This is a genomic window from Aquabacterium olei, from assembly GCF_003100395.1.
GTDB lineage: Bacteria > Pseudomonadota > Gammaproteobacteria > Burkholderiales > Burkholderiaceae_C > Aquabacterium > Aquabacterium olei.
In genome coordinates this window covers 3,824,701-3,843,994 of record NZ_CP029210.1, presented here as the reverse complement: position 1 = coordinate 3,843,994, position 19,294 = coordinate 3,824,701, and the positions used below count along the sequence as shown (strand labels likewise).

The window sequence follows — 19,294 nt, the reverse complement described above, 5'->3', positions numbered from 1 at the left end:
GTCAACATGAGCCATCCGTCGTCCACCCCGTCGCAACACGCTCCGTCGAAGATCGCCGTCGTCGGTCTCGGCTATGTTGGCATGTCCATGGCCGTGCTGCTGGCCCGCCAGAACCAGGTGACGGCCGTCGACATCACGCCGGCGCGCGTCGACATGGTCAACAACCGCGTCTCGCCCATTGAAGACGCCGACATCACTCGCTACCTGCAGACCGAGCAGCTGAACCTGCGCGCGACCACCGCGGCGGCCGAGGCCTATGCCGAGGCCGAATACGTGGTGATCGCCACGCCGACCGACTACGACGCCGACACCAACCGCTTCAACACGCGCAGCGTCGAAGCCGTGATCCAGGAGGTGCTCAAGGTCAACCCGAACGCGGTGATGGTGATCAAGTCGACCATCCCGGTGGGCTACACCGAAGAGGTCAACCGCAAGTTCAACACCAGCCAGGTGATCTTCTCGCCCGAGTTCCTGCGCGAAGGCCGTGCGCTGCACGACAACCTCTACCCCAGCCGCATCGTGGTGGGCGAGCGGTCCGAGCGGGCCGAGCGCTTTGCCGGGCTGCTCAAGCAGGCCTCGCTCAAGCCGGACGTGCAGGTGCTGCTCATGGGGCCGTCCGAGGCCGAAGCCGTCAAGCTGTTCGCCAACACGTATCTCGCGATGCGCGTGGCCTACTTCAACGAGCTCGACACCTACGCCCAGACCCACGGCCTGAACACCCGCGAGATCATCGACGGCGTGTGCCTGGACCCGCGCGTGGGCACGCACTACAACAACCCGAGCTTCGGCTACGGCGGCTACTGCCTGCCCAAGGACACCAAGCAGCTGCTGGCCAACTACTCGGCCGTGCCGCAGAACCTGATCGGTGCCATCGTCACGTCCAACACCACGCGCAAGGACTTCGTGGCCGACAGCATCCTGGCGCGCAAGCCCAAGGTGGTCGGCATCTACCGCCTGATCATGAAGGCCGGCAGCGACAACTTCCGCGCCAGCTCCATCCAGGGCGTGATGAAGCGCATCAAGGCCAAGGGCGTGGAAGTCATCCTGTACGAGCCGGTGCTCGAGCAGGACGAGTTCTTCAACTCCAAGGTCATCAACGACCTTGCCGAGTTCAAGGCCCGCTCGGACGTGATCGTCGCCAACCGCATCGGCGCCGACCTGCAGGACGTGCTCGACAAGGTCTACAGCCGCGACCTCTTCGGTCAGGACTGATCGAGCCGGAAGCGCTGCACGGTCTTCGACAGGTCGATGGCCTGCTGGCGCAGGCTGTCGGCGGCGGCGGCCGATTGCTCGACCAGCGCGGCGTTCTGCTGCGTCATCTGGTCGAGCTGCCCGACCGACTGCGTGACCACGCCGATGCCGGTGGACTGCTGACGTGTCGCGTCGGCAATCTCGTTCATCGCCTGCGAAACGCGCTGAATCGACTCCACGATCTCGGTCATCACCGAGCCGGCCTCGCGCACCTTCTGCGAGCCCACCTCGACGCGGTCGACCGACTGGCCGATCAGCGTCTTGATCTCGCGGGCGGCCTCGGCACTGCGCTGCGCCAGCGAGCGCACTTCGCCGGCCACCACCGCAAAGCCGCGGCCCTGTTCGCCGGCGCGCGCGGCCTCCACCGCGGCATTGAGCGCCAGGATGTTGGTCTGGAACGCGATGCCGTCGATGACGCTGATGATGTCGGCGATCTGGCGCGAGGCCTCGGTGATCTGCTGCATCTGGGCCACCACGCTCTCGACGACCTCGCCACCCTGTGCAGCGCGCTGGCTGGCGGTGTCGGCCAGGTGGTTGGCCACGCCGGCCGATTCGGCCGAGTGCTCCACGGTCTTGCTCAGCGTGTCCATCGACGAGGCGGTGGCCTGCAGGTTGGACGCCGTCTGCTCGGTGCGGTTCGAGAGGTCCTGGTTGCCGGCCGCGATCTCGGTGCTGGCCGTCAGCATGCTTTCCGATGAACTGCGCACCGAGGCCACCATGTCGCGCAGCCCGGTCTGCATGGTCCGCATGGACAGCATCAGGTGGGCGATTTCGTCCTTGCCCCTCGGGTTGATTTCGCGGGTCAGGTCGCCGTGGGCAATGGCCTCGGTGATCTCCTCCGCGCGGCGCAGCGGGCCGGTGATGGAGGCGATCGTCAGGCCCATCAGCGGCAGGAAGACCAGACCGGGCGACAGCAGCAGCACCCACAGCAGGATGACGGTGTGGGTGGCGCTGTCGGCCGCACGGTCACGCCGGGTCTCGGCCAGCTGGTTGATTTCCTTGTCGAGCTGCGTCACGCCCAGTTCCAGCACGTCGGCCTTGGCGCGCGCGGCTTCGGTGGCGAGATAGGCTTCCCCCGGGGCGGTCAGGGCGTTGTCGGCCACCATCTGCAGCGTGGGCGCCAGCAGCTTGCCGTAGCCGTCGAGCTGCTCCTGCAGCTTGCGCGCCTGATCCCGCAGGCCTTCGCTGGGGGCCGATTCCAGCATGCGGGCCATGGTCTGGCGGGTCTGCTCGAGCAGCTTCTGCCAGGCCTTGAACTCGGTTTCGGCCGAAACGGAGTCACCCGCATTGATGATGGCGGCCTTCTCGTGGCCCCGCAGCCGCCCCATGTTGAGGGCCAGTTCGGCCATGGTCTGCGTGGCCGAGAACTCCTGCCGGGCGAAGCCGTCGAGCTCCCCCTTGAGGCTTTGCAGCTGCACCGTCATCCCGACACCGACGATGGTGCCGATGCCCACCACCAGGGCCATGCAGGCCAGCAGGCGCGAGCGAATCGAAAAACCACGCAGCCACGTGATCCAAGCCATGGGTTGTCTCCATCTGTCCAGACACGAACGATGAAGTGGTATCGGCAGGTACCGCGCCGCGCTTGATGTGGGCTAACCCGCGGTTAGCACAATCAATACAAGCCGGGCTGGCCCTCCGGGCGGGTCTTGAACCGCTTGTGCACCCAAAGATACTGGGCCGGTTGCCTGGCGATCTCACCCTCGATGTAGTGATTGAGGGCAGCGGTGTCGGCCTCGGCGTCCGGCGTGGGGAAACCGGTCAGCGGGGCCTCGAAGCGCACGCGCCAGCCACGTCCACCGGGCAGGATCTCGGCGATCACCGGCTGCACGACCATGTCGAGCATGCGCGCCAGCCGCGACGGCGCCAGCAGCGTGGCCGCCGGCACGCCAAAGAACGGCACGAAGGCCGCGTCCTTGGCGCCGAAGTCCATGTCGGGCAGGTTGAAGAAGCCCCGGCCCTGCTTCACGGCCTTCAGCAGCGGCTTGACCGAATCGCTGCGGGGAAAGATCTCGGCATTGCCGAAGCGCAGGCGGCCGCGGCGCATCAGTGCGTCCATCAGCGGGTGGCTCTGCGTCTGGTAGATCGAGGCGCCGGGACGGGCCTGCTTGAGCAGGATGGCGGCGCCGGCCACGTCGAGCCCGACGAAATGCGGGCACAGCCACATCGTGGGGCGGCCCGTCTCGTGGAACATGCGTTCGGCCAGACCAATGTCGCCTTCGACATGGATGAGCCGACTCACCCGAGCCGGCGGGGCCCACCACAGCACGGTGCGGTCGAGCAGGCTCTGCGTGAGCCAGCGGAAGTGCTGCTTGAGCAGCGCTTCGCGCTCGTCCGGCCCCATCTGCGGGAAGCACAGTTCGAGGTTGCGCAGGCCGATGCGGCGGCGCGAGCCGGCCAGGCGGTACAGCGCCTTCGACAGCACCACAGCCAGCCCGGCCAGCACCGGCAGCGGCAGGAAATGCAGCAGCCAGAGCACCCCGATGGCGCTGCGGATGCCGGCTTCGCGGGCGAGTTCGCGCGTGCGCATCAGGCGGCGTCCCCGGCTGGCGCCGAGGTCAGGATCTCCGCGCGGGGCGTCTTGTAGCGGTTGTAGCCCCACAGGTACTGCTCGGGTGCTTGCATGATCTGGTGTTCCATCAGCCGGTTCACGGCGGCGGCCGATTCTGCCGCATCACTGCCGGCCAGCACGGCCTCGACCTCGGGGGCCACGCGTTCGGCATGCACGACGTAGTCGCACCCGAGCGATCGGCGTTGCGCGGCGTCCAGCCGCTCGCCGCGCAGCAGCACCACGGCGCAGCGTGTCTGCGCCACGAGCTTGGCGGCCATCGTCATCGTGTAGGCAGACCGACTGAAAAACGGCGCCCATGCGCCCATGCCTTCGGGCGGGACCTGGTCGGGCAGCAGGCCCACGGTCTCGCCTTTCTTGAGCGCACGCAGCATCTGGCGCACGCCCGCCAGCGTGGCTGGGCTGGTCTGCATGCCCGGGCGATTGCGCGAATCCTTCATCATCTCGGCCAGCCAGGCCTGCTTGGCCGGGCGGTACAGTGCCGTGATGGGTTTGACGGCGCCAAAGCGCTCGGCATAGGCCTGCGCCGTGACCTCGAAGCAACCGAGGTGCGGTGTCAGCAGCAGCAGGCCGCGCCCCTCGGCGAGGGCCGCCTCGACCACCTCGGGGTGGCGCCACTGCACGCGGTGGCCCAGGGCCTCGTCGCGCGGGCGGCCCCACATCCAGGGCAGCTCGCCGACCATCCGGCCTGCATGGGCCACGGCCTGCCGCACCTGCGCGTGGCTCAGCCCGGCGGCGCGGGCGTGCGCCTGCAGGCGCCGGCGGTAGGTGGGCGACAGCAGGTAACTCAGCCAGCCCAGGCCCGCGCCCAGGGCGTGCAGGAGACCGAGCGGCCAGCGGGACAGGAGCGAGAACAGGCGGGCCATGCGGCGATTGTAGGGAGTCCCCCGCCTGCGCCCGCCGCGGCGGGCACACCGGCTTCGGGACAACCCGGCACCTTCCGCGCCCGCGGGTCCGGAAAACAACCCCGCTTCTGTGGTGCATCTGGCGCGTTTTCCGGGGCGCTGCGGCGAGCACGGCGAGCGCCCTTCCTCTAGAATTGCGCCATCGCCGAGTTAACAGGACAACTTGCGGGGCGATCCACAAATGCCGCTAAAGCGTTCGCCGCTGCCAGAAGAACCGCACCTTGCATGACTTCCACAGCCTCGGCGACGCCGAGTGCCCGTCATCAATCTTCTGGAGTACCCACTGTGGCGAACGATTTCCTCTTCACTTCCGAATCCGTCTCTGAAGGCCACCCCGACAAGGTCGCCGACCAGATCTCGGACGCGATCCTCGACGCCATCTTCGAGCAGGACCCCAAGTCCCGCGTGGCCGCCGAAACGCTGTGCAACACCGGCTTGGTCGTGCTGGCCGGTGAGATCACCACCAACGCCCACGTCGACTACATCCAGGTGGCGCGCGACACCATCAAGCGCATCGGCTACGACAACACCGAGTACGGCATCGACTACAAGGGTTGCGCCGTGCTGGTGGCCTACGACAAGCAGTCGAACGACATCGCCCAGGGCGTGGACCATGCTTCGGACGACTACCTGAACATCGGCGCCGGCGACCAGGGCCTGATGTTCGGCTACGCCTGCGACGAGACGCCCGAGCTGATGCCCGCGCCCATCTATTACGCACACCGTCTGGTCGAGCGCCAGGCCCAGTTGCGCAAGGATGGCCGCCTGCCCTTCCTGCGCCCGGACGCCAAGAGCCAGGTGACGATGCGCTATGTGGACGGCAAGCCGCACAGCATCGACACCGTGGTGCTGTCGACCCAGCACGCCCCCGAGTGGAGCCTGGGCGACAAGATGAAGCCCGAGTTCAACGAGGCCATCATCGAAGAGATCATCAAGCCGGTGCTGCCCAAGGAATGGCTCAAGGAGACCCGCTACCTGATCAACCCGACCGGCCGTTTCGTGATCGGGGGCCCGCAGGGTGACTGTGGCCTGACCGGCCGCAAGATCATCGTCGACACCTACGGCGGTGCCTGCCCGCACGGTGGCGGCGCGTTCTCGGGCAAGGACCCGTCGAAGGTCGACCGCTCGGCCGCCTACGCCGCCCGTTACGTGGCCAAGAACATCGTGGCCGCCGGCCTGGCTCGCCAGTGCCAGGTGCAGGTGGCCTACGCCATCGGCGTGGCCCAGCCCATGAACATCACGGTCTACACCGAAGGCACGGGCGTGATCCCTGACGACAAGCTGTCGAAGATCGTGGCCGAAAGCGGCATTTTCGACCTGCGTCCGAAGGGCATCATCCAGATGCTGGACCTGCTGCGCCCGATCTACTCCAAGACCGCGGCTTACGGCCACTTCGGCCGCGAAGAGCCCGAGTTCACGTGGGAGAAGACAGACAAAGCGGCTGCACTGCGTGCAGCCGCCGGGCTGTAAGCCCGCCGCGCGTCAGCGCGGTATCCGGCTTCCGGCGAGCCGCTGGGGGCGTCAGCCGCCCGTGGCGCAGCGGGCCTGTAACCCCGTTCACACCTTGAACACCCGCACCAGGCCGTTGAGCTGATCGGCCTGGTCGCGCAGGCTGGAGGCGGCCGCCGCGGCCTCTTCCACCAGCGCAGCGTTCTGCTGCGTCATCTGGTCGAGGTGGGTCACAGCGCCATTGACCTGGCGGATGCCCTCGCTCTGCTCGCTGGCCGAGGCGGTGATCTCGCTCATCATCTGGTTGACCCGCTCGATCGCCGAGACGATCTGCCGCATGGTCTGCCCCGCCGAGTCGACCAGCTTGGCGCCGTTGTCCACGCGCTCGGTCGAATCGTTGATCAGCGTCTTGATTTCTTTGGCCGCCTGCGCGCTGCGTTGGGCCAGCGTGCGGACCTCGCCGGCCACCACGGCAAAGCCCCGGCCCTGCTCGCCGGCGCGCGCCGCTTCCACCGCAGCGTTCAGCGCCAGGATGTTGGTCTGAAACGCGATGCCGTCGATCACGCCGATGATGTCGGCGATCTTGCGCGAGGCCATCGCGATGCCGTCCATCTGCGTCACCACCTCGTCCACCACCTGGCCCCCATGCCGCACGGCCTGGGTGGCGTCGGTGGCGAGCTGGTTGGCTTCGCGGGCGGTGTCCGCATAGTGCTGCACGGTGCCCGAGAGCTGCTCCATCGACGAAGCGGTCTGCTGCAGGCTGCTGGCCGCCTGCTCGGTGCGGGCGCTCAGGTCGTGGTTGCCCGTGGCGATCTCGCTGGAAGCCGTGTGGATGCTGTCGGTGGCCTGCCGAACCTGGCTGACCAGACCACTGAGCGAGCGCGCCATGGCTTCCAGCGCCTGCATCAGCTGGCCCAGCTCGTCCTGCCGGGTGGTGTCGAGCTGCACCGTCAGGTCGCCCTCGGCAATGCGGCGTGCGGCTTCCACCGATCGGTCCAGCGCATGGCGGATCGAGCTGATGAGGCGCTGCGCGCCGAGCGCCGCCAGAGCCAGCAGCGCCGCCATCAGGCCCAGTGACCACAGCGTGTGGCGCCGGTGGCTGGCCGCCAGTTCGGTGCTCACGGCATTCGAAGCCTCTTCCTGCATCTCGGCAAACCGGCCCAACGCCTGGTAGTAGGTGCTCACTTCCTTCTGAAAGGTGGCATCGGCCAGCGCACGGGCGCCTTCGGCGTCCCCTGCCTGCTGCAGCGCGTCGATGCGCGCACGGGTGGCCAGCACCGTCGCACGCCGTTCGGCGATCACCTGGATCTGCGCCTTGTCCGCGTCGCTCAGCGGCAGGGTCTCAATTCGCTGCTTGATTTCGGTGATTTTGCGGATGTCGGCTTCGTTGCGGGCGCGGACCTTGTCCACGGCCCCGGTGTCAGTGCGGGCGTCGGTCAGCGCGACGATGCGGGTCACGACCACCTCGCTGAGGTGCGCCCACTGGCGTGCGGCCTTCAACTTTTCCGCGGCGATGGCGCGTTGCGCATCGGCACCGGCCATCTCCTGCATCGAAATCCAGCCGGCTCCGGCGTTGAGCGTCAGCACGGCGACAATGAGGAGGCCCAGGCCGGCCCACAGTGTGCCGGCGATGCCCAGTCGGGCGTGTTTCATGGCGTGGTTCCCTGGTTTTGCGGCCCGACGACATGCGGGCGGCTCAAGCAGGTTTTCGGCACACAATAGCCCCAGGGGTATGAGGGATTTTGCCGGGTCCGGAAGCCGTTAATTCATCTCCATTAATCGGCGGATGGCCAAAGCAACAAACTGACCGGTATCCCGCATTTTTAACGATCCGATGTCTTCCAGCGCCCCTAGGATGATCGTGCAGTGCGGCCCCGTCGCCTGCCACACCCCATCATGAGAAAAAAGATTCCCGTGGCGCAGGTTCGCGTCGGCATGTACATCGACGAGCTGGACGCATCCTGGCTGGACCACCCGTTCTGGAAGTCGGCGTTCAAGGTGGAGCAGCCGGCGCAGGTGGCGCAGCTGAAGGCCTCGAACATCAGGACGGTCTGGATCGACACATCGAAGGGCGTGGATGTCGAGGCGCCGCGGCCCCCGGCGCCGACACAGTGGGTCGATGATGTGGAGGTGCCGGCGGGTGCCGGCGCCCCGGAAGCCGACCTGAGCGGCATTGGCGCCCCGGCGCCGCAGCCCGTGCCTGCCCGGCCCTGTGGCATGGCCGAAGAGGTGGTGCGCGCGCGCCGCATCCTGGGGCAGGCCCGGCCCGCCATGAAGTCGATGTTTGCCGATGCCCGCATGGGCAAGGCCGTCGACACCGAGCACTGCCTGCCGCTGGTCAACGAGATCACGCAGTCGGTGGCCCGCAACCCGGGCGCGATCGTGAGCCTGGCACGGCTCAAGACCAGCGACGACTACACCTACATGCACTCGGTGGCGGTGTGTGCGCTGATGGTGGCCCTGGCGCGTCAGCTCGGGCTCAGCGAGGACGAGACCCGCGAGGTGGGCCTGGCCGGCCTGGTGCACGACCTGGGCAAGGCCATGATGCCGCTGGACGTGCTCAACAAGCCCGGCAAGCTGACCGACGCCGAGTACGCCATCATGAAGGGCCACCCGGAAGCCGGGCACCGCATGCTGGTCGAGGGGCGCGGCGTGGGCCCCATCCCGCTCGAGGTGTGTCTGCACCACCACGAGAAGATGAATGGCACGGGCTATCCGCACCGCCTCCAGGGCGAGCAGATCAGCCTGTACGCCCGCATGGGTGCCGTGACCGACGTGTACGACGCCATCACCTCGAACCGCCCTTACAAGGCGGGCTGGGACCCGGCCGAGTCGGTGCAGAAGATGGCGCAGTGGACCAAGGAAGGCCACTTCGACGAGCGCGTGTTCCAGGCCTTCGTCAAGAGCCTGGGCATCTACCCGACGGGCTCGCTGGTGCGGCTGCAGTCCGGTCGGCTGGCCGTCGTGGTGGAGCAGGGGGCCGGCTCGCTGCTGCACCCGGTGGTGCGGGTGTTCTTCTCGACCAAGGCCAAGCAGCACATCCCGCCCGAAAGGCTGGACCTGAGCAAGTCGGTCGATCAGATCGTCAGCCGGGAGTCACCGGCCGTGTGGGGCTTCAAGCACCTCGACCAGCTGTGGATGCCGCAGCCCTGATCGGCTGCGGCGTGTTCCCGTTCAGGCGCGGCGGCGGCGGGCCACGGCGGCCACACCGGCCAGACCCAGGCCCATCATGGCCAGCGTCGAGGCTTCCGGCACGGCCGTGACCTTCAGGCCGGCCAGATAGTAGTCTTCCGGCGACTTCTTCACGGCATAGCCGAAGGTGAAGGTGTTGCCGATCAGCGGGGTGCTCAGGGTGACCGGCTGGCCGCCGTTCCTGCCGAAGCTGTATTCGACGGCTGCACGGCCGTCCACCGACACCGTGAAGCCGTCGAAGTCGTCCAGTTCGCGCGTCAGGCTCAGCGAGAGGCGGTCGTCCGGGAAGAACACCAGCTGGCTCAGCGCCACGGTGTGCTGGAACGACAGCGTCAGCGTTTCCTTCGGCTGGCTCAGCGAGTAGTTGCCGTCGACGATGTCGAAGCCGCTGGACTTCATGTAGCCGGTGACCACGCCCAGGCCAGCGTTGTTCAGCTTGCTCTGGTGCACGAGGGCCAGCGTGTCGAAGTCGGGGCTGTCCTTGGCGGTGACGGTCAGCAGGCCGCCGGCGGTGGTGTTGTAGCTGAGCGAGGTGGCGCAGACGCCGCTGCTGCTGCAGAGGTTGGTCGAGCCCGGGGTGCCGGTGGCGGCCGTGAGGGCCACCCCGCCCACCGTGGTGTTCGTGAAGCCGATGGTTTCGGCGTGGGCGGTCGCCGCGATCAGGGCGGCGGCGGCGAGAGAGGAACGGATCAGGCTGTGCATGGTGATGATGTCTGGATGGCGCAGAACGCACGCCGATGCCCCGACTGTACCGAGCCCTTGTCCTGTGTTGTCCCCCCCGAACCCATGGATGCCGCCGTTCTTAGGGGGAAATCCGGACGCCCTGTCGCGGCTTCCCCCGTTCGTTCCAGGGGGGCTCAGGCTGCGGCGTCGGTCGCGCAGGCGCGCCGTCGGGCGGCCCACCCGGCCACGAGCAGGCCGGCGCATGCCAGGCCCCAGGTGGCGGGCTCGGGCACCGCCGGCGGTTGCGTGATGATCTCGCCCACCTTGCCGGCCACGAAGGCGCTGGTGAAGGACTCGGCGTGCAGGCCGCCATTGCGCAGGATGTTGAGGTTCCAGGCGCCACCGCCGGTGGCCAGGGCGAGGTCGACATACGCCGCCCGCGTGCTGCCCGCCCCGGTGGCGAAGGCGCCGGTGCAGGTCGAGAACCCGCCGGCGCCGTCTGCCTTGAACCCGGTCGAGCCGATGATGCCCATGGCGGCGCTGCCGTCACCGCAGCGGAAGGTGCTGTTGACCACGACGTTGAGCAGGGTGCGGTCGGCCTGCATGTCGGCCAGCAGGCCCCCGAAGGTCAGGCCGGGGTCGGTGCTGTCGCGGTCCTCGTCGGTGACGAGGATGAGGTTGCGCGCGGCTCCGGCGCGGGGCGCGATCGTGGCGGCCTGGTTCAGGGCGGCCCAGCCGTCCTCGGTGGAGCCGGATGCCACCAGCCCGGCGCTCGCCGTCACCCAGTCGGCCGCCGTGCCCAGCTGGCTGCCCCCGATGCTGAACGAGCGCACGTAGTCCGGCTTGCCTGCCACCGTGGCGCCGAAGCCGGTCAGGCCGAAGCGGTTGCCGGTCAGGCCCAGGGCGCCGAGTTCGGTGTCCAGCGTGGGGACGACGGTGCGCATCCACGCCTGTTCGCCGGCCATCGAGCCGGACTCGTCCATCAACACGATGACATCGGCCGTCGTGGCCTTGGGGGCGGCCTGGGCCGACAGGGCGGCAAACGCCGCGACGACCACGGCAAGGTGGCGCTGGTTCATGGGGACTCTCCTGAAATGAATGATGGGGACGCGCGGACCGCGCGGACGGCAGCTTACGGGCGTGCCGGTCACCACCCCATCCCTAGAGAGCGGGATCGGATTCCGTGCGCGGGGCATGCGATTTGCCCGCGCACGGATCACTTCACTGGCTCGACAGGCTCAGGCCCGCGTGCTCGCGCAGCGGGTGGAAGTGCACCTGCGGGTGGCGCTCGGCTGTCAGGCGCAGGTCGTAGGCCGAAGTCATCATGTAGGCCAGGGTGTCGGCCGCGTCGAGCGCCAGCTTGCTGGCGTTTTCGTCGGTGAACTTCTTCATCGCCTCGGGCGTGTCGGCCGTGATCCAGCGCGCGCCGGTGAAGCGGCAGGGCATCAGGCGGATGTCGACGCCGTACTCGGCCATCAGGCGGTGCTGCACCACTTCGAACTGCAGCTGGCCCACGGCGCCCAGCAGCATCGCCCCGCCCACCTCGGGCCGGAAGACCTGGATGGCGCCTTCTTCACCCAATTGCAGCAGGCCGGCCTGAAGCTGCTTGCTCTTCATCGGGTTCTTCAGCTCGACCGTCTGGAACAGCTCGGGCGCGAAGAAGGGCAGGCCGGTGTACTGCAGGCTGATGCCGTCGGTGATGGTGTCGCCCAGCTGCACGCCGCCGTGCGTGGTGAAGCCGATGATGTCGCCGGCAAAGGCCTCGTCGACCGCTTCACGGCGCTGCGACAGGAAGGTGACGACCGACGTGGGCCGCAGCTCCTTGGCCGAACGCTGCACCTTGAGCTTCATGCCCGGGGTGTACTTGCCCGAACACACGCGCACGAAGGCGATGCGGTCGCGGTGCGACGGGTCCATGTTGGCCTGCACCTTGAAGACGACGCCGGAGAAGTTGGCCATGTCGGGCGCGATCTCCTTGTGCGAGCCGTCCTTCTCGGTGCTGAAACGGGGGCGGGGTGCCGGGGCCAGGTCGACCAGGGCGTCGAGCACCTCCTGCACGCCGAAGTTGTTGACGGCCGAGCCGAAGAACACCGGCGTCTGCTTGGCGGCCAGGAACTGTTCGAGGTCGAACGCCGGGGCGGCTTCGGCCATCAGCTCCATGTTCTGCTCGGCCAGCTCCCAGTCGTGGCCGAAGCGCTCGGCCAGCTTGTCACGCTGGTCCAGCGAGACCACTTCGTACTCGTCGCTGCGCTTGTCTTCGCCGGCGTCGAACAGGCGCATGCTTTGCGTGCGCAGGTTCACGATGCCGCCAAAGCCCTTGCCCTGGCCCACCGGCCACGTCATCGGCACACAGGGCATGCCCAGTTCGGCTTCCACTTCATCGAGCAGTTCGATGGGGTCGCGGCCTTCGCGGTCCATCTTGTTGATGAAGGTGATGATGGGTGTGTCGCGCTGGCGGCAGACCTCGATCAGGCGCTTGGTCTGGGCCTCCACGCCGTTGGCCGCGTCGATGACCATCAGGGCCGAGTCGACCGCGGTCAGCACGCGGTAGGTGTCTTCCGAGAAGTCCTTGTGGCCCGGGGTGTCGAGCAGGTTCACCACGTGCTCGCGGTAGAGCATCTGCATGACGGACGAGGCCACCGAAATGCCGCGCTGCTTTTCGATTTCCATCCAGTCCGACGTGGCGTGGCGCGAGGCCTTGCGGCCCTTGACCGCCCCGGCGATGTGGATGGCGCCCGAGAACAGCAGCAGCTTTTCCGTCAACGTCGTCTTACCGGCGTCGGGGTGGGAAATGATCGCGAAGGTGCGGCGGCGGCGGGTTTCGGGCGTGAAGCTCACGGGCAGGCTCGGCAGGGAATCGAACCTGCGATTGTCGCAGCTTCGGTTGACCTGCGGGGGATCAGGCTGTCTGCGGGGCGTGCAGGCCGAGGGCGGTTTCCAGCGGCTCTGGCCGGTGCACGAGGTAGCCCTGCGCGTAGTCCACCCCGATGCGGCGCAGTTCGGTCACCGTCGCCTCGTCCTCGACGAACTCGGCAATGGTGCGGATGCCCAGCACCTGGGCCACGTCGCGGAAGCAGCGCACGGCGGCGTGGTCGAGCGCGTTGCTGGTCAGGGTCTTGATGAACTGGCCGTCGATCTTGAGGTAGTCCACCGCCAGGCTCTTGAGGTAGCCGAAGGACGAGGAGCCCGCACCGAAGTCGTCCAGCGCGATGCGCACGCCCAGGCGGCGCATCTCGTCGATGAAGACGGTCGCGTCGGCCAGGTTGGTGATGGCCGCGGTCTCGGTGATTTCCAGGCAGAGCTTGCGCACGTCGATGCGGGTGCGGGACACCAGTTCGGCGACGAAGCGGTGGAAGGCCTTGTCGCCGATGGACTGGCCCGAGAGGTTGACGGTCAGCGTGGCCACGTGACCCAGGTCGCCTTCGTGGGCCTCGAGCACGCGGAAGGCGTGGCGCAGCACCCAGCGGTCGATGCGGGAGGCCATGTGGAAGCGCTCCGCGGCGGGCAGGAAGGCGCCGGGCGGGATGAGCTTGCCGTCGTCGTCGCGCAGGCGGATCAGCAACTCGGCGTGCAGCCCTTCGTGCGCGGCGTGTTGGCCCAGCGGGGCGATGCGCTGCGCGTACAGCACGAAGCGGTCTTCGTCGATGGCCTGCTCCAGCCGGCTGGCCCATTGCATCTCGCCCTGGCGGGCCTTGAGCATCTGGTCGGTGTCGTACCAGGCGTGCACGCGGTTGCGGCCGGCCTCCTTGGCGGCGTAGCAGGCGGTGTCCGCCGCCTGCAGCACCAGTGAGGCGTTGGCCCAGCGCGCATCCACCGGCACGAGACCGATGCTGGTGCCGATGCGGAAGCGCCGACCTTCGTGCGTGAAGCGGAAGTCCTCCATCGCGTCGCAGATCTGCTGGGCCACACGCTGTGCCTGCTCGACCGTGCAGTGCTCGAGGATCACGCCGAACTCGTCGCCGCCCAGGCGCGCGAGCGTGTCGCGCGACCGCACGCAACCCTGCAGCAGCGTGGTGACCTGGCACAGCAGCTGGTCGCCCATGGCGTGGCCGCACGCATCGTTGACGAGCTTGAACTGGTCCAGGTCGATGTACATCATCGCGTGGTGCGTGCGGTCGGCGTGGGCCTTCTCCAGCGTGTGCGTCAGGCGCCGTTCGAACTCGCCCCGGTTGATGAGCCCCGTCAGCTCGTCGTGCGTCGCGCGAAAGCGCATCTCGCGGCCCATGCGGCGCTGCTCGGTCACATCGTGGAACACGAGCACCACGCCCAGCACGGTGCCCTGGTCATCGCGGATGGGCGCGGCCGATTCCTCGATGCCGTACTCGCTGCCGTTGCGCGAGAGCAGTTGCGTATGGCGGCACAGCGGAATCGCGTGGTGGTCGGACAGGCAGCGCGTGACCGGGCAGGGCGCGGGCAGGCGGCTGTGCTCGTCCACGATCTGGAAGACCTCGGCCAGGGGCAGGCCGCGCGCGGCCTCGGTGCTCCAGGCCGTCATGCGTTCGGCCACGGGGTTCAGCCACTGCACACGGCCTTGTGCATCGGTGGTGATCACGGCGTCGCCGATGGAGAGCAGCGTCACCCGCAGCAGCTCGTGCTTCTCGGCCAGTTCGCGCTCCATGCGCTTGCGCTCGGTGATGTCGTAGTTCGTGCCCACCACGCGCACCGCCTGACCGTGGTCGTCGCGGAAGATGGTGGCGCGCGCGTAGACCGAACGCATGGTGCCGTCGGGATGCTGCACGCGGAAGTCGTAATCCAGCGTACGCCGGCCGGCCAGCGCCTCGGCAAACACCTGCGCCGAATGGGCGCGGTCATCCGGGTGAATGCAACGCCGCCAGTCGTCCAGCTTGCCGGAGAAGGTCTCCCGCGGGCAGCCGAAGATGCCGAACATCTCGTCGCTCCACATCAGGCGGTCGGCCGCGATGTCGAATTCCCAGATGCCGATGCCGTTGGCCTGCGTGGCCACGCGCAGGCGCTCCTGGTGGGCCTTCAGCTCGGCCTCGACGGCGCGCCGGCGCGTCACGTCTTCCAGGATGGTGACCGTGCGGACATGCTGGTCGTGGTCGTCCCGCTCCAGGATGGCCGACATCAGCGTTTCCAGCACGGAGCCGTCCTTGCGGAGCAGGCGGTAGGGCATGTCCAGGCACCGCCCGTGACGCTCGAGTTCGGCACGGGCGTGGGCCCGGGTGGGTGCCATGCCCGGCGCCATCAGCGCATCGACCGGGCGGCCCACCACTTCGTCACGGGCGTAGCCCATCTTGTCCAGCCAGGTGTCGCTGACCGTGAGGATCCGGTTGGCCGCGTCCATCGAGCACAGCATCGCCGGTGTCCGCTCGTACAGCGTGCGCAGGCGCGCTTCGCTCTGGCGCAGTGCCTCGGCGGCCGCGCGGTAGGCCGTGACGTCTCGTCCCACGGAGTGGATGCACAGCACGCGGCCCTCGGCGTCGCGGCGAACTCGGTTCGTCCAGCCGAACCAGTGCAGTCGGCCATCATGGCCCTGCATGCGGTTCTCGCCATCCCAGACCTCGCCCTGCTCGCACAGCGCCGCCAGGTGCTGGCGGACCCCTGAACAGTCCTCTGGTGCGATCAGGTCGTAGATGGAGCGACCCACGAGCGCCTCCGCCTCGACCCCCAGGAAGCGGGCATAGGCCCCGTTGACGAAGCGCAGCGTGCCGTCCGGGTCCATCAGCGAGATGAGCTCCGACTGGTCCTCCACCAGCATGCGGTAACGGTGCTCCCGCTCGCGCAGTTCGTCTTCGTAGCGGCTCTTGGCCTGCAGCGTCTGCTCGATCGCCTGCCCGCGCATCGCCAGCGCCGCGGCCGCGGCATCGGCCAGTTCGCGCAGCATGGCGCGCTGGTGGGCGTTCAGTTCACGGGGCTCGCGGTCGATCACGCACAGCGTGCCGATGCGGGTGCCGTCGTCGAGCGCAATCGGTGCGCCGGCGTAGAAGCGGATGTGCGGGTCGTCGCACACCAGCGGGTTGCGTTCGAACCGCGGGTCCTGCCGGGCGTCGTTCACCTCCAGCACGTCGCTTCCGAGGATGGCATGCGCACAGAAGGCGACATCGCGCGGCGTCTCGCTCACCCCCTCCAGGCCCGTGGCCGACTTGAACCACTGCCGCTCGGCATCGATCAGCGACACCAGCGCGATCGGCACGCCGCACACCTGGCTGGCCAGCCGGGTCAGCGCGTCGAACACCGGTTCGGGTGCGGTATCGAGCACCGCCAGCGCCTTCAAGCGCGCCAGACGGTGGGCTTCATCGGGGGGCAGCGGGGCGGGGCAAGTCATCCAGAGGGGTATGGACCAGAGGAGGGTGGGGGCGGGGGAGCCCCGTTCGCGTGCCTTGCGTCGGCTCCCGGCGTTATTGTCGGGTGGCCGACGTGTCGTTATGCTCGAGCCGCAGCCGTATTTGCGCCGGTTTTGTCACGATCGCCACGGGTTCGTCACACGGCTCAAGCCCGCATCGCCAAATGCCGATACACAGGACGATCGAGTCCGCTTACCCGCGCTGAAACCCAGCCCCCTGCCTTGCGCCGCCTTCTCACCCTCTTTCACCCTGGTTCGTCGCTGGATGTCTTCCGCGAACTCATGGGGGCCGTGGCCATCGTGGCGGGGATCACCCATTTCTGCCTGATCCTGGTCTTCCATTTCACCGGGGTGCGATCGCTGGCGCTGGTCAACATCGCCAGCGTCCTGCTGTACGTGCTGACCGGCCTGCTGCTGCGCAACGGGCACGTCCGCCTGTCGATGGGGTTGATGGCGCTGGAAATCATCGCCCACGGCGTGCTGGCGGTGCAGGCCATCGGCTGGGACAGCGGCTTTCACTTCTACATCATCCTCATCATCCCGGTGCTCATCGTGAACTCGATGCTGGCGCCCGCCGGGAAGACGGTGCTGGTGGTGCTCACCGGGCTGCTCTATCTGCTGATGGACTGGCGCTGGCGCGGGGCGGCGCCCTACATGACCGCGTCCCAGACGGTGGTCGACGTCCTGTACTACTTCAACCTCACCTGCACCCTCGTCATCCTGGCCCTGCTGGCCACCATCTACTACCGGCTGGTGACCCTGGCCCACGCCCGCCTGCAGGATCTGGCGCGCACCGACCCGCTCACGCAGTTGCGCAACCGGCGGGCCGCGATGGAGGCCGCCCAACGCGAGGCCGCGCGGGTGGCCCGCGGCGCGGGGCAGCTGGCGGTGCTGCTGGGCGATGTCGATCACTTCAAGGCGATCAACGACACCCATGGCCATGAGACCGGTGACGACGCCCTCAAGGCCGTGGCCGAGGTGCTGCGCGCCGGGGTGCGCCAGGTCGACCATGTGGCCCGCTGGGGCGGCGAGGAGTTCCTGATCCTGCTGCCCGGCACCGAGGTGCCGGAGGCGATGGCGGTGGCCGAGCGCCTGCGGGCCGGCGTCCAGCAGTTGCGCGTGGCGGGCGCCGACGGCCGCCCCCTGACCCTGGCCATGACGGTGGGGGTCAGCGTGCTGGTGGCCGGTGACGCCTTCGACCAGGCCCTGGCCCGCGCAGACCGTGCGCTCTATGCGGGCAAACAGGCCGGCCGCAATCGCGTCGTCCTCGCGTCGTCGCCCGAAACCTGAACACAGGCCGCCCCGGACGATTTATACTCACGTCCGCTTTCGAGGAGCGTTGCAAGGCCCCTGACCCTCCGGTCGGCGCAGGCCCCAGGCTCGAAAGACAAGACCTCTTGCAACGGCGCTCACCCGCATGTGTCCCGCTGGGTGAGTTGCATCTATTTGCCTTTCCGACCCCCGGCAGCGCACGGCGGCTTCTGATCCTTTCGGAGCCCTGACCATGAACGCTGTTCTCAAACCCCTGCCTTCCGACCAGTACGTGGTCGCCGACCTGTCGCTGGCCGACTGGGGTCGCAAGGAGCTGACCATCGCCGAGCACGAGATGCCCGCGCTGATGGCCATCCGCAAGGAATACGCCGCCACGCAGCCGCTCAAGGGCGCGCGCATCACCGGCTCGCTGCACATGACCATCCAGACCGGCGTGCTGGTCGAAACCCTGCAGGCCCTGGGCGCCGAAGTGCGCTGGGCGTCGTGCAACATCTTCTCGACCCAGGACCACGCCGCCGCCGCCTTGGTGGCCGCCGGCACGCCCGTGTTCGCCTACAAGGGCGAGACGCTGGAAGACTACTGGGATTACACGCACCGCATCTTCGAATTCGGCGCCAAGGGCACGCCGGGCGAAGGCCCGAACATGATCCTGGATGACGGTGGCGACGCCACCATGCTGATGCACCTGGGCAAGGCCGCCGAGAAGGACCAGAGCGTGCTGGCCAACCCCGGCAGCGAGGAAGAGCGCGTGCTGTTCGCTGCGATCAAGGCCAAGCTGGCCGTCGACAGCACCTGGTACAGCCGCAAGGGCGCCGAGATCATCGGCGTGACCGAAGAGACCACGACCGGCGTGCACCGCCTCAACGAGATGAGCGCCAAGGGCACGCTGATGTTCCGTGCCATCAACGTGAACGACTCGGTGACCAAGTCGAAGTTCGACAACCTCTACGGCTGCCGTGAGTCGCTGGTCGACGGCATCAAGCGCGCCACCGACGTGATGATCGCCGGCAAGATCGCCGTGGTCGCCGGCTACGGTGACGTGGGCAAGGGCTCGGCCCAGGCCCTGCGCGCGCTCAGCGCCCAGGTGTGGGTGACCGAGATCGACCCGATCAACGCGCTGCAGGCCGCCATGGAAGGCTACCGCGTCGTCACGATGGACTACGCCGCCGACAAGGCCGACATCTTCGTGACCGCCACCGGCAACAAGAGCGTGATCACCTACAAGCACATGGAAGCGATGAAGGAAAACGCCATCGTGTGCAACATCGGTCACTTCGACAACGAGATCGATGTGGCCGAGGCCGAAGCCAAGTGCAAGTGGGAAGAGATCAAGCCGCAGGTCGACCACGTCATCTTCCCCGATGGCAAGCGCATCATCATGCTGGCCAAGGGCCGCCTGGTGAACCTGGGCTGCGCCACCGGCCACCCGAGCTACGTGATGTCGTCGAGCTTTGCGAACCAGACGATCGCCCAGATCGAGCTGTACGCGCACCAGGACGCCTACGACGTGGGCAAGGTCTACGTGCTGCCCAAGCACCTCGACGAGAAGGTCGCCCGCCTGCAGCTGGTCACGCTCAATGCGCAGCTGACCGAGCTGACCGACGAGCAGGCCGCCTACATCGGCGTGCCGAAGCAGGGCCCTTACAAGCCCGATACGTATCGGTATTGACCACCCCCTACGGCCTTCGG

13 protein-coding genes and 1 riboswitch are annotated in these 19,294 nt (G+C 67.9%); of the genes, 5 read left to right on the top strand and 8 right to left on the bottom strand.

Annotated features, from left to right (window positions below; all coding sequences use genetic code 11):
* The first annotated feature begins 6 nt into the window (after positions 1–6).
* Complete coding sequence (locus DEH84_RS17170; protein ID WP_109038077.1) at positions 7–1,212, top strand: nucleotide sugar dehydrogenase; 1,206 nt, start codon at positions 7–9, stop codon at positions 1,210–1,212.
* Here DEH84_RS17170 and DEH84_RS19685 read toward each other — a convergent pair.
* The 3 genes from DEH84_RS19685 to DEH84_RS17155 form a co-directional block, all read right to left on the bottom strand.
* Positions 1,203–2,774 (bottom strand): methyl-accepting chemotaxis protein, encoded by a 1,572-nt coding sequence (locus DEH84_RS19685; protein WP_109038076.1) that lies wholly within the window; start codon positions 2,772–2,774, stop codon positions 1,203–1,205. The two genes, DEH84_RS17170 and DEH84_RS19685, sit on opposite strands and share 10 nt — an antisense overlap.
* Positions 2,775–2,866: 92 nt before the next feature.
* Complete coding sequence (locus tag DEH84_RS17160) at positions 2,867–3,781, bottom strand: lysophospholipid acyltransferase family protein (protein WP_109038075.1); 915 nt, start codon at positions 3,779–3,781, stop codon at positions 2,867–2,869.
* Positions 3,781–4,686, bottom strand: coding sequence for a lysophospholipid acyltransferase family protein (locus tag DEH84_RS17155; RefSeq protein ID WP_109038074.1), 906 nt, complete (start codon positions 4,684–4,686; stop codon positions 3,781–3,783). Before DEH84_RS17155 ends, DEH84_RS17160 begins: the two co-directional genes overlap by 1 nt.
* 324 nt (positions 4,687–5,010) lie before the next feature.
* On the opposite strand from DEH84_RS17155, the gene metK reads away from it, so the two are divergent.
* Positions 5,011–6,195, top strand: a complete 1,185-nt coding sequence (metK, locus tag DEH84_RS17150) for a methionine adenosyltransferase (protein WP_109038073.1) — start codon at positions 5,011–5,013, stop codon at positions 6,193–6,195.
* Between the two features lie 87 nt (positions 6,196–6,282).
* On the opposite strand, the gene DEH84_RS19680 is transcribed toward metK, so the two are convergent.
* The gene (locus DEH84_RS19680; protein WP_170119679.1) at positions 6,283–7,827 is read right to left on the bottom strand and encodes a methyl-accepting chemotaxis protein; all 1,545 of its coding nucleotides are present in this window, start codon (positions 7,825–7,827) and stop codon (positions 6,283–6,285) included.
* A 243-nt stretch (positions 7,828–8,070) separates the two neighbouring features.
* Between DEH84_RS19680 and DEH84_RS17140 the strand changes: the two genes are divergently transcribed.
* Entirely contained in the window at positions 8,071–9,327 is a 1,257-nt protein-coding gene (locus DEH84_RS17140; RefSeq protein ID WP_109038072.1) for a cyclic di-GMP phosphodiesterase, read from the top strand.
* Positions 9,328–9,348: 21 nt separating this feature from the next.
* Here the strand turns inward: DEH84_RS17140 and DEH84_RS17135 are convergent, their stop codons facing one another.
* The 4 genes from DEH84_RS17135 to DEH84_RS17120 all read right to left on the bottom strand — a co-directional run bounded on the left by DEH84_RS17135 (position 9,349) and on the right by DEH84_RS17120 (position 16,315).
* Entirely contained in the window at positions 9,349–10,068 is a 720-nt protein-coding gene (locus tag DEH84_RS17135) for a PEP-CTERM sorting domain-containing protein (RefSeq protein ID WP_159099029.1), read from the bottom strand.
* Positions 10,069–10,223: 155 nt separating this feature from the next.
* Complete coding sequence (locus tag DEH84_RS19325; protein WP_218929740.1) at positions 10,224–11,108, bottom strand: PEP-CTERM sorting domain-containing protein; 885 nt, start codon at positions 11,106–11,108, stop codon at positions 10,224–10,226.
* 142 nt (positions 11,109–11,250) lie between these two features.
* A complete protein-coding gene (locus DEH84_RS17125; protein WP_109038070.1) occupies positions 11,251–12,867 on the bottom strand; it encodes a peptide chain release factor 3 in 1,617 nt (538 codons plus the stop codon).
* 61 nt (positions 12,868–12,928) lie between these two features.
* Complete coding sequence (locus DEH84_RS17120; RefSeq protein WP_109038069.1) at positions 12,929–16,315, bottom strand: PAS domain S-box protein; 3,387 nt, start codon at positions 16,313–16,315, stop codon at positions 12,929–12,931.
* A 240-nt stretch (positions 16,316–16,555) separates the two neighbouring features.
* Here DEH84_RS17120 and DEH84_RS17115 point away from each other — a divergent pair, with 240 nt between their 5' ends.
* Positions 16,556–17,623, top strand: coding sequence for a GGDEF domain-containing protein (locus DEH84_RS17115; protein WP_109038068.1), 1,068 nt, complete (start codon positions 16,556–16,558; stop codon positions 17,621–17,623).
* A 35-nt stretch (positions 17,624–17,658) separates the two neighbouring features.
* A riboswitch (S-adenosyl-L-homocysteine riboswitch) is annotated at positions 17,659–17,751 on the top strand.
* Positions 17,752–17,837: 86 nt separating this feature from the next.
* Positions 17,838–19,274 carry an adenosylhomocysteinase gene (ahcY, locus tag DEH84_RS17110; RefSeq protein ID WP_109038067.1) on the top strand — a complete coding sequence of 479 codons (1,437 nt, stop codon included), beginning with the start codon at positions 17,838–17,840 and terminating at the stop codon, positions 19,272–19,274.
* Positions 19,275–19,294 lie beyond the last annotated feature (20 nt).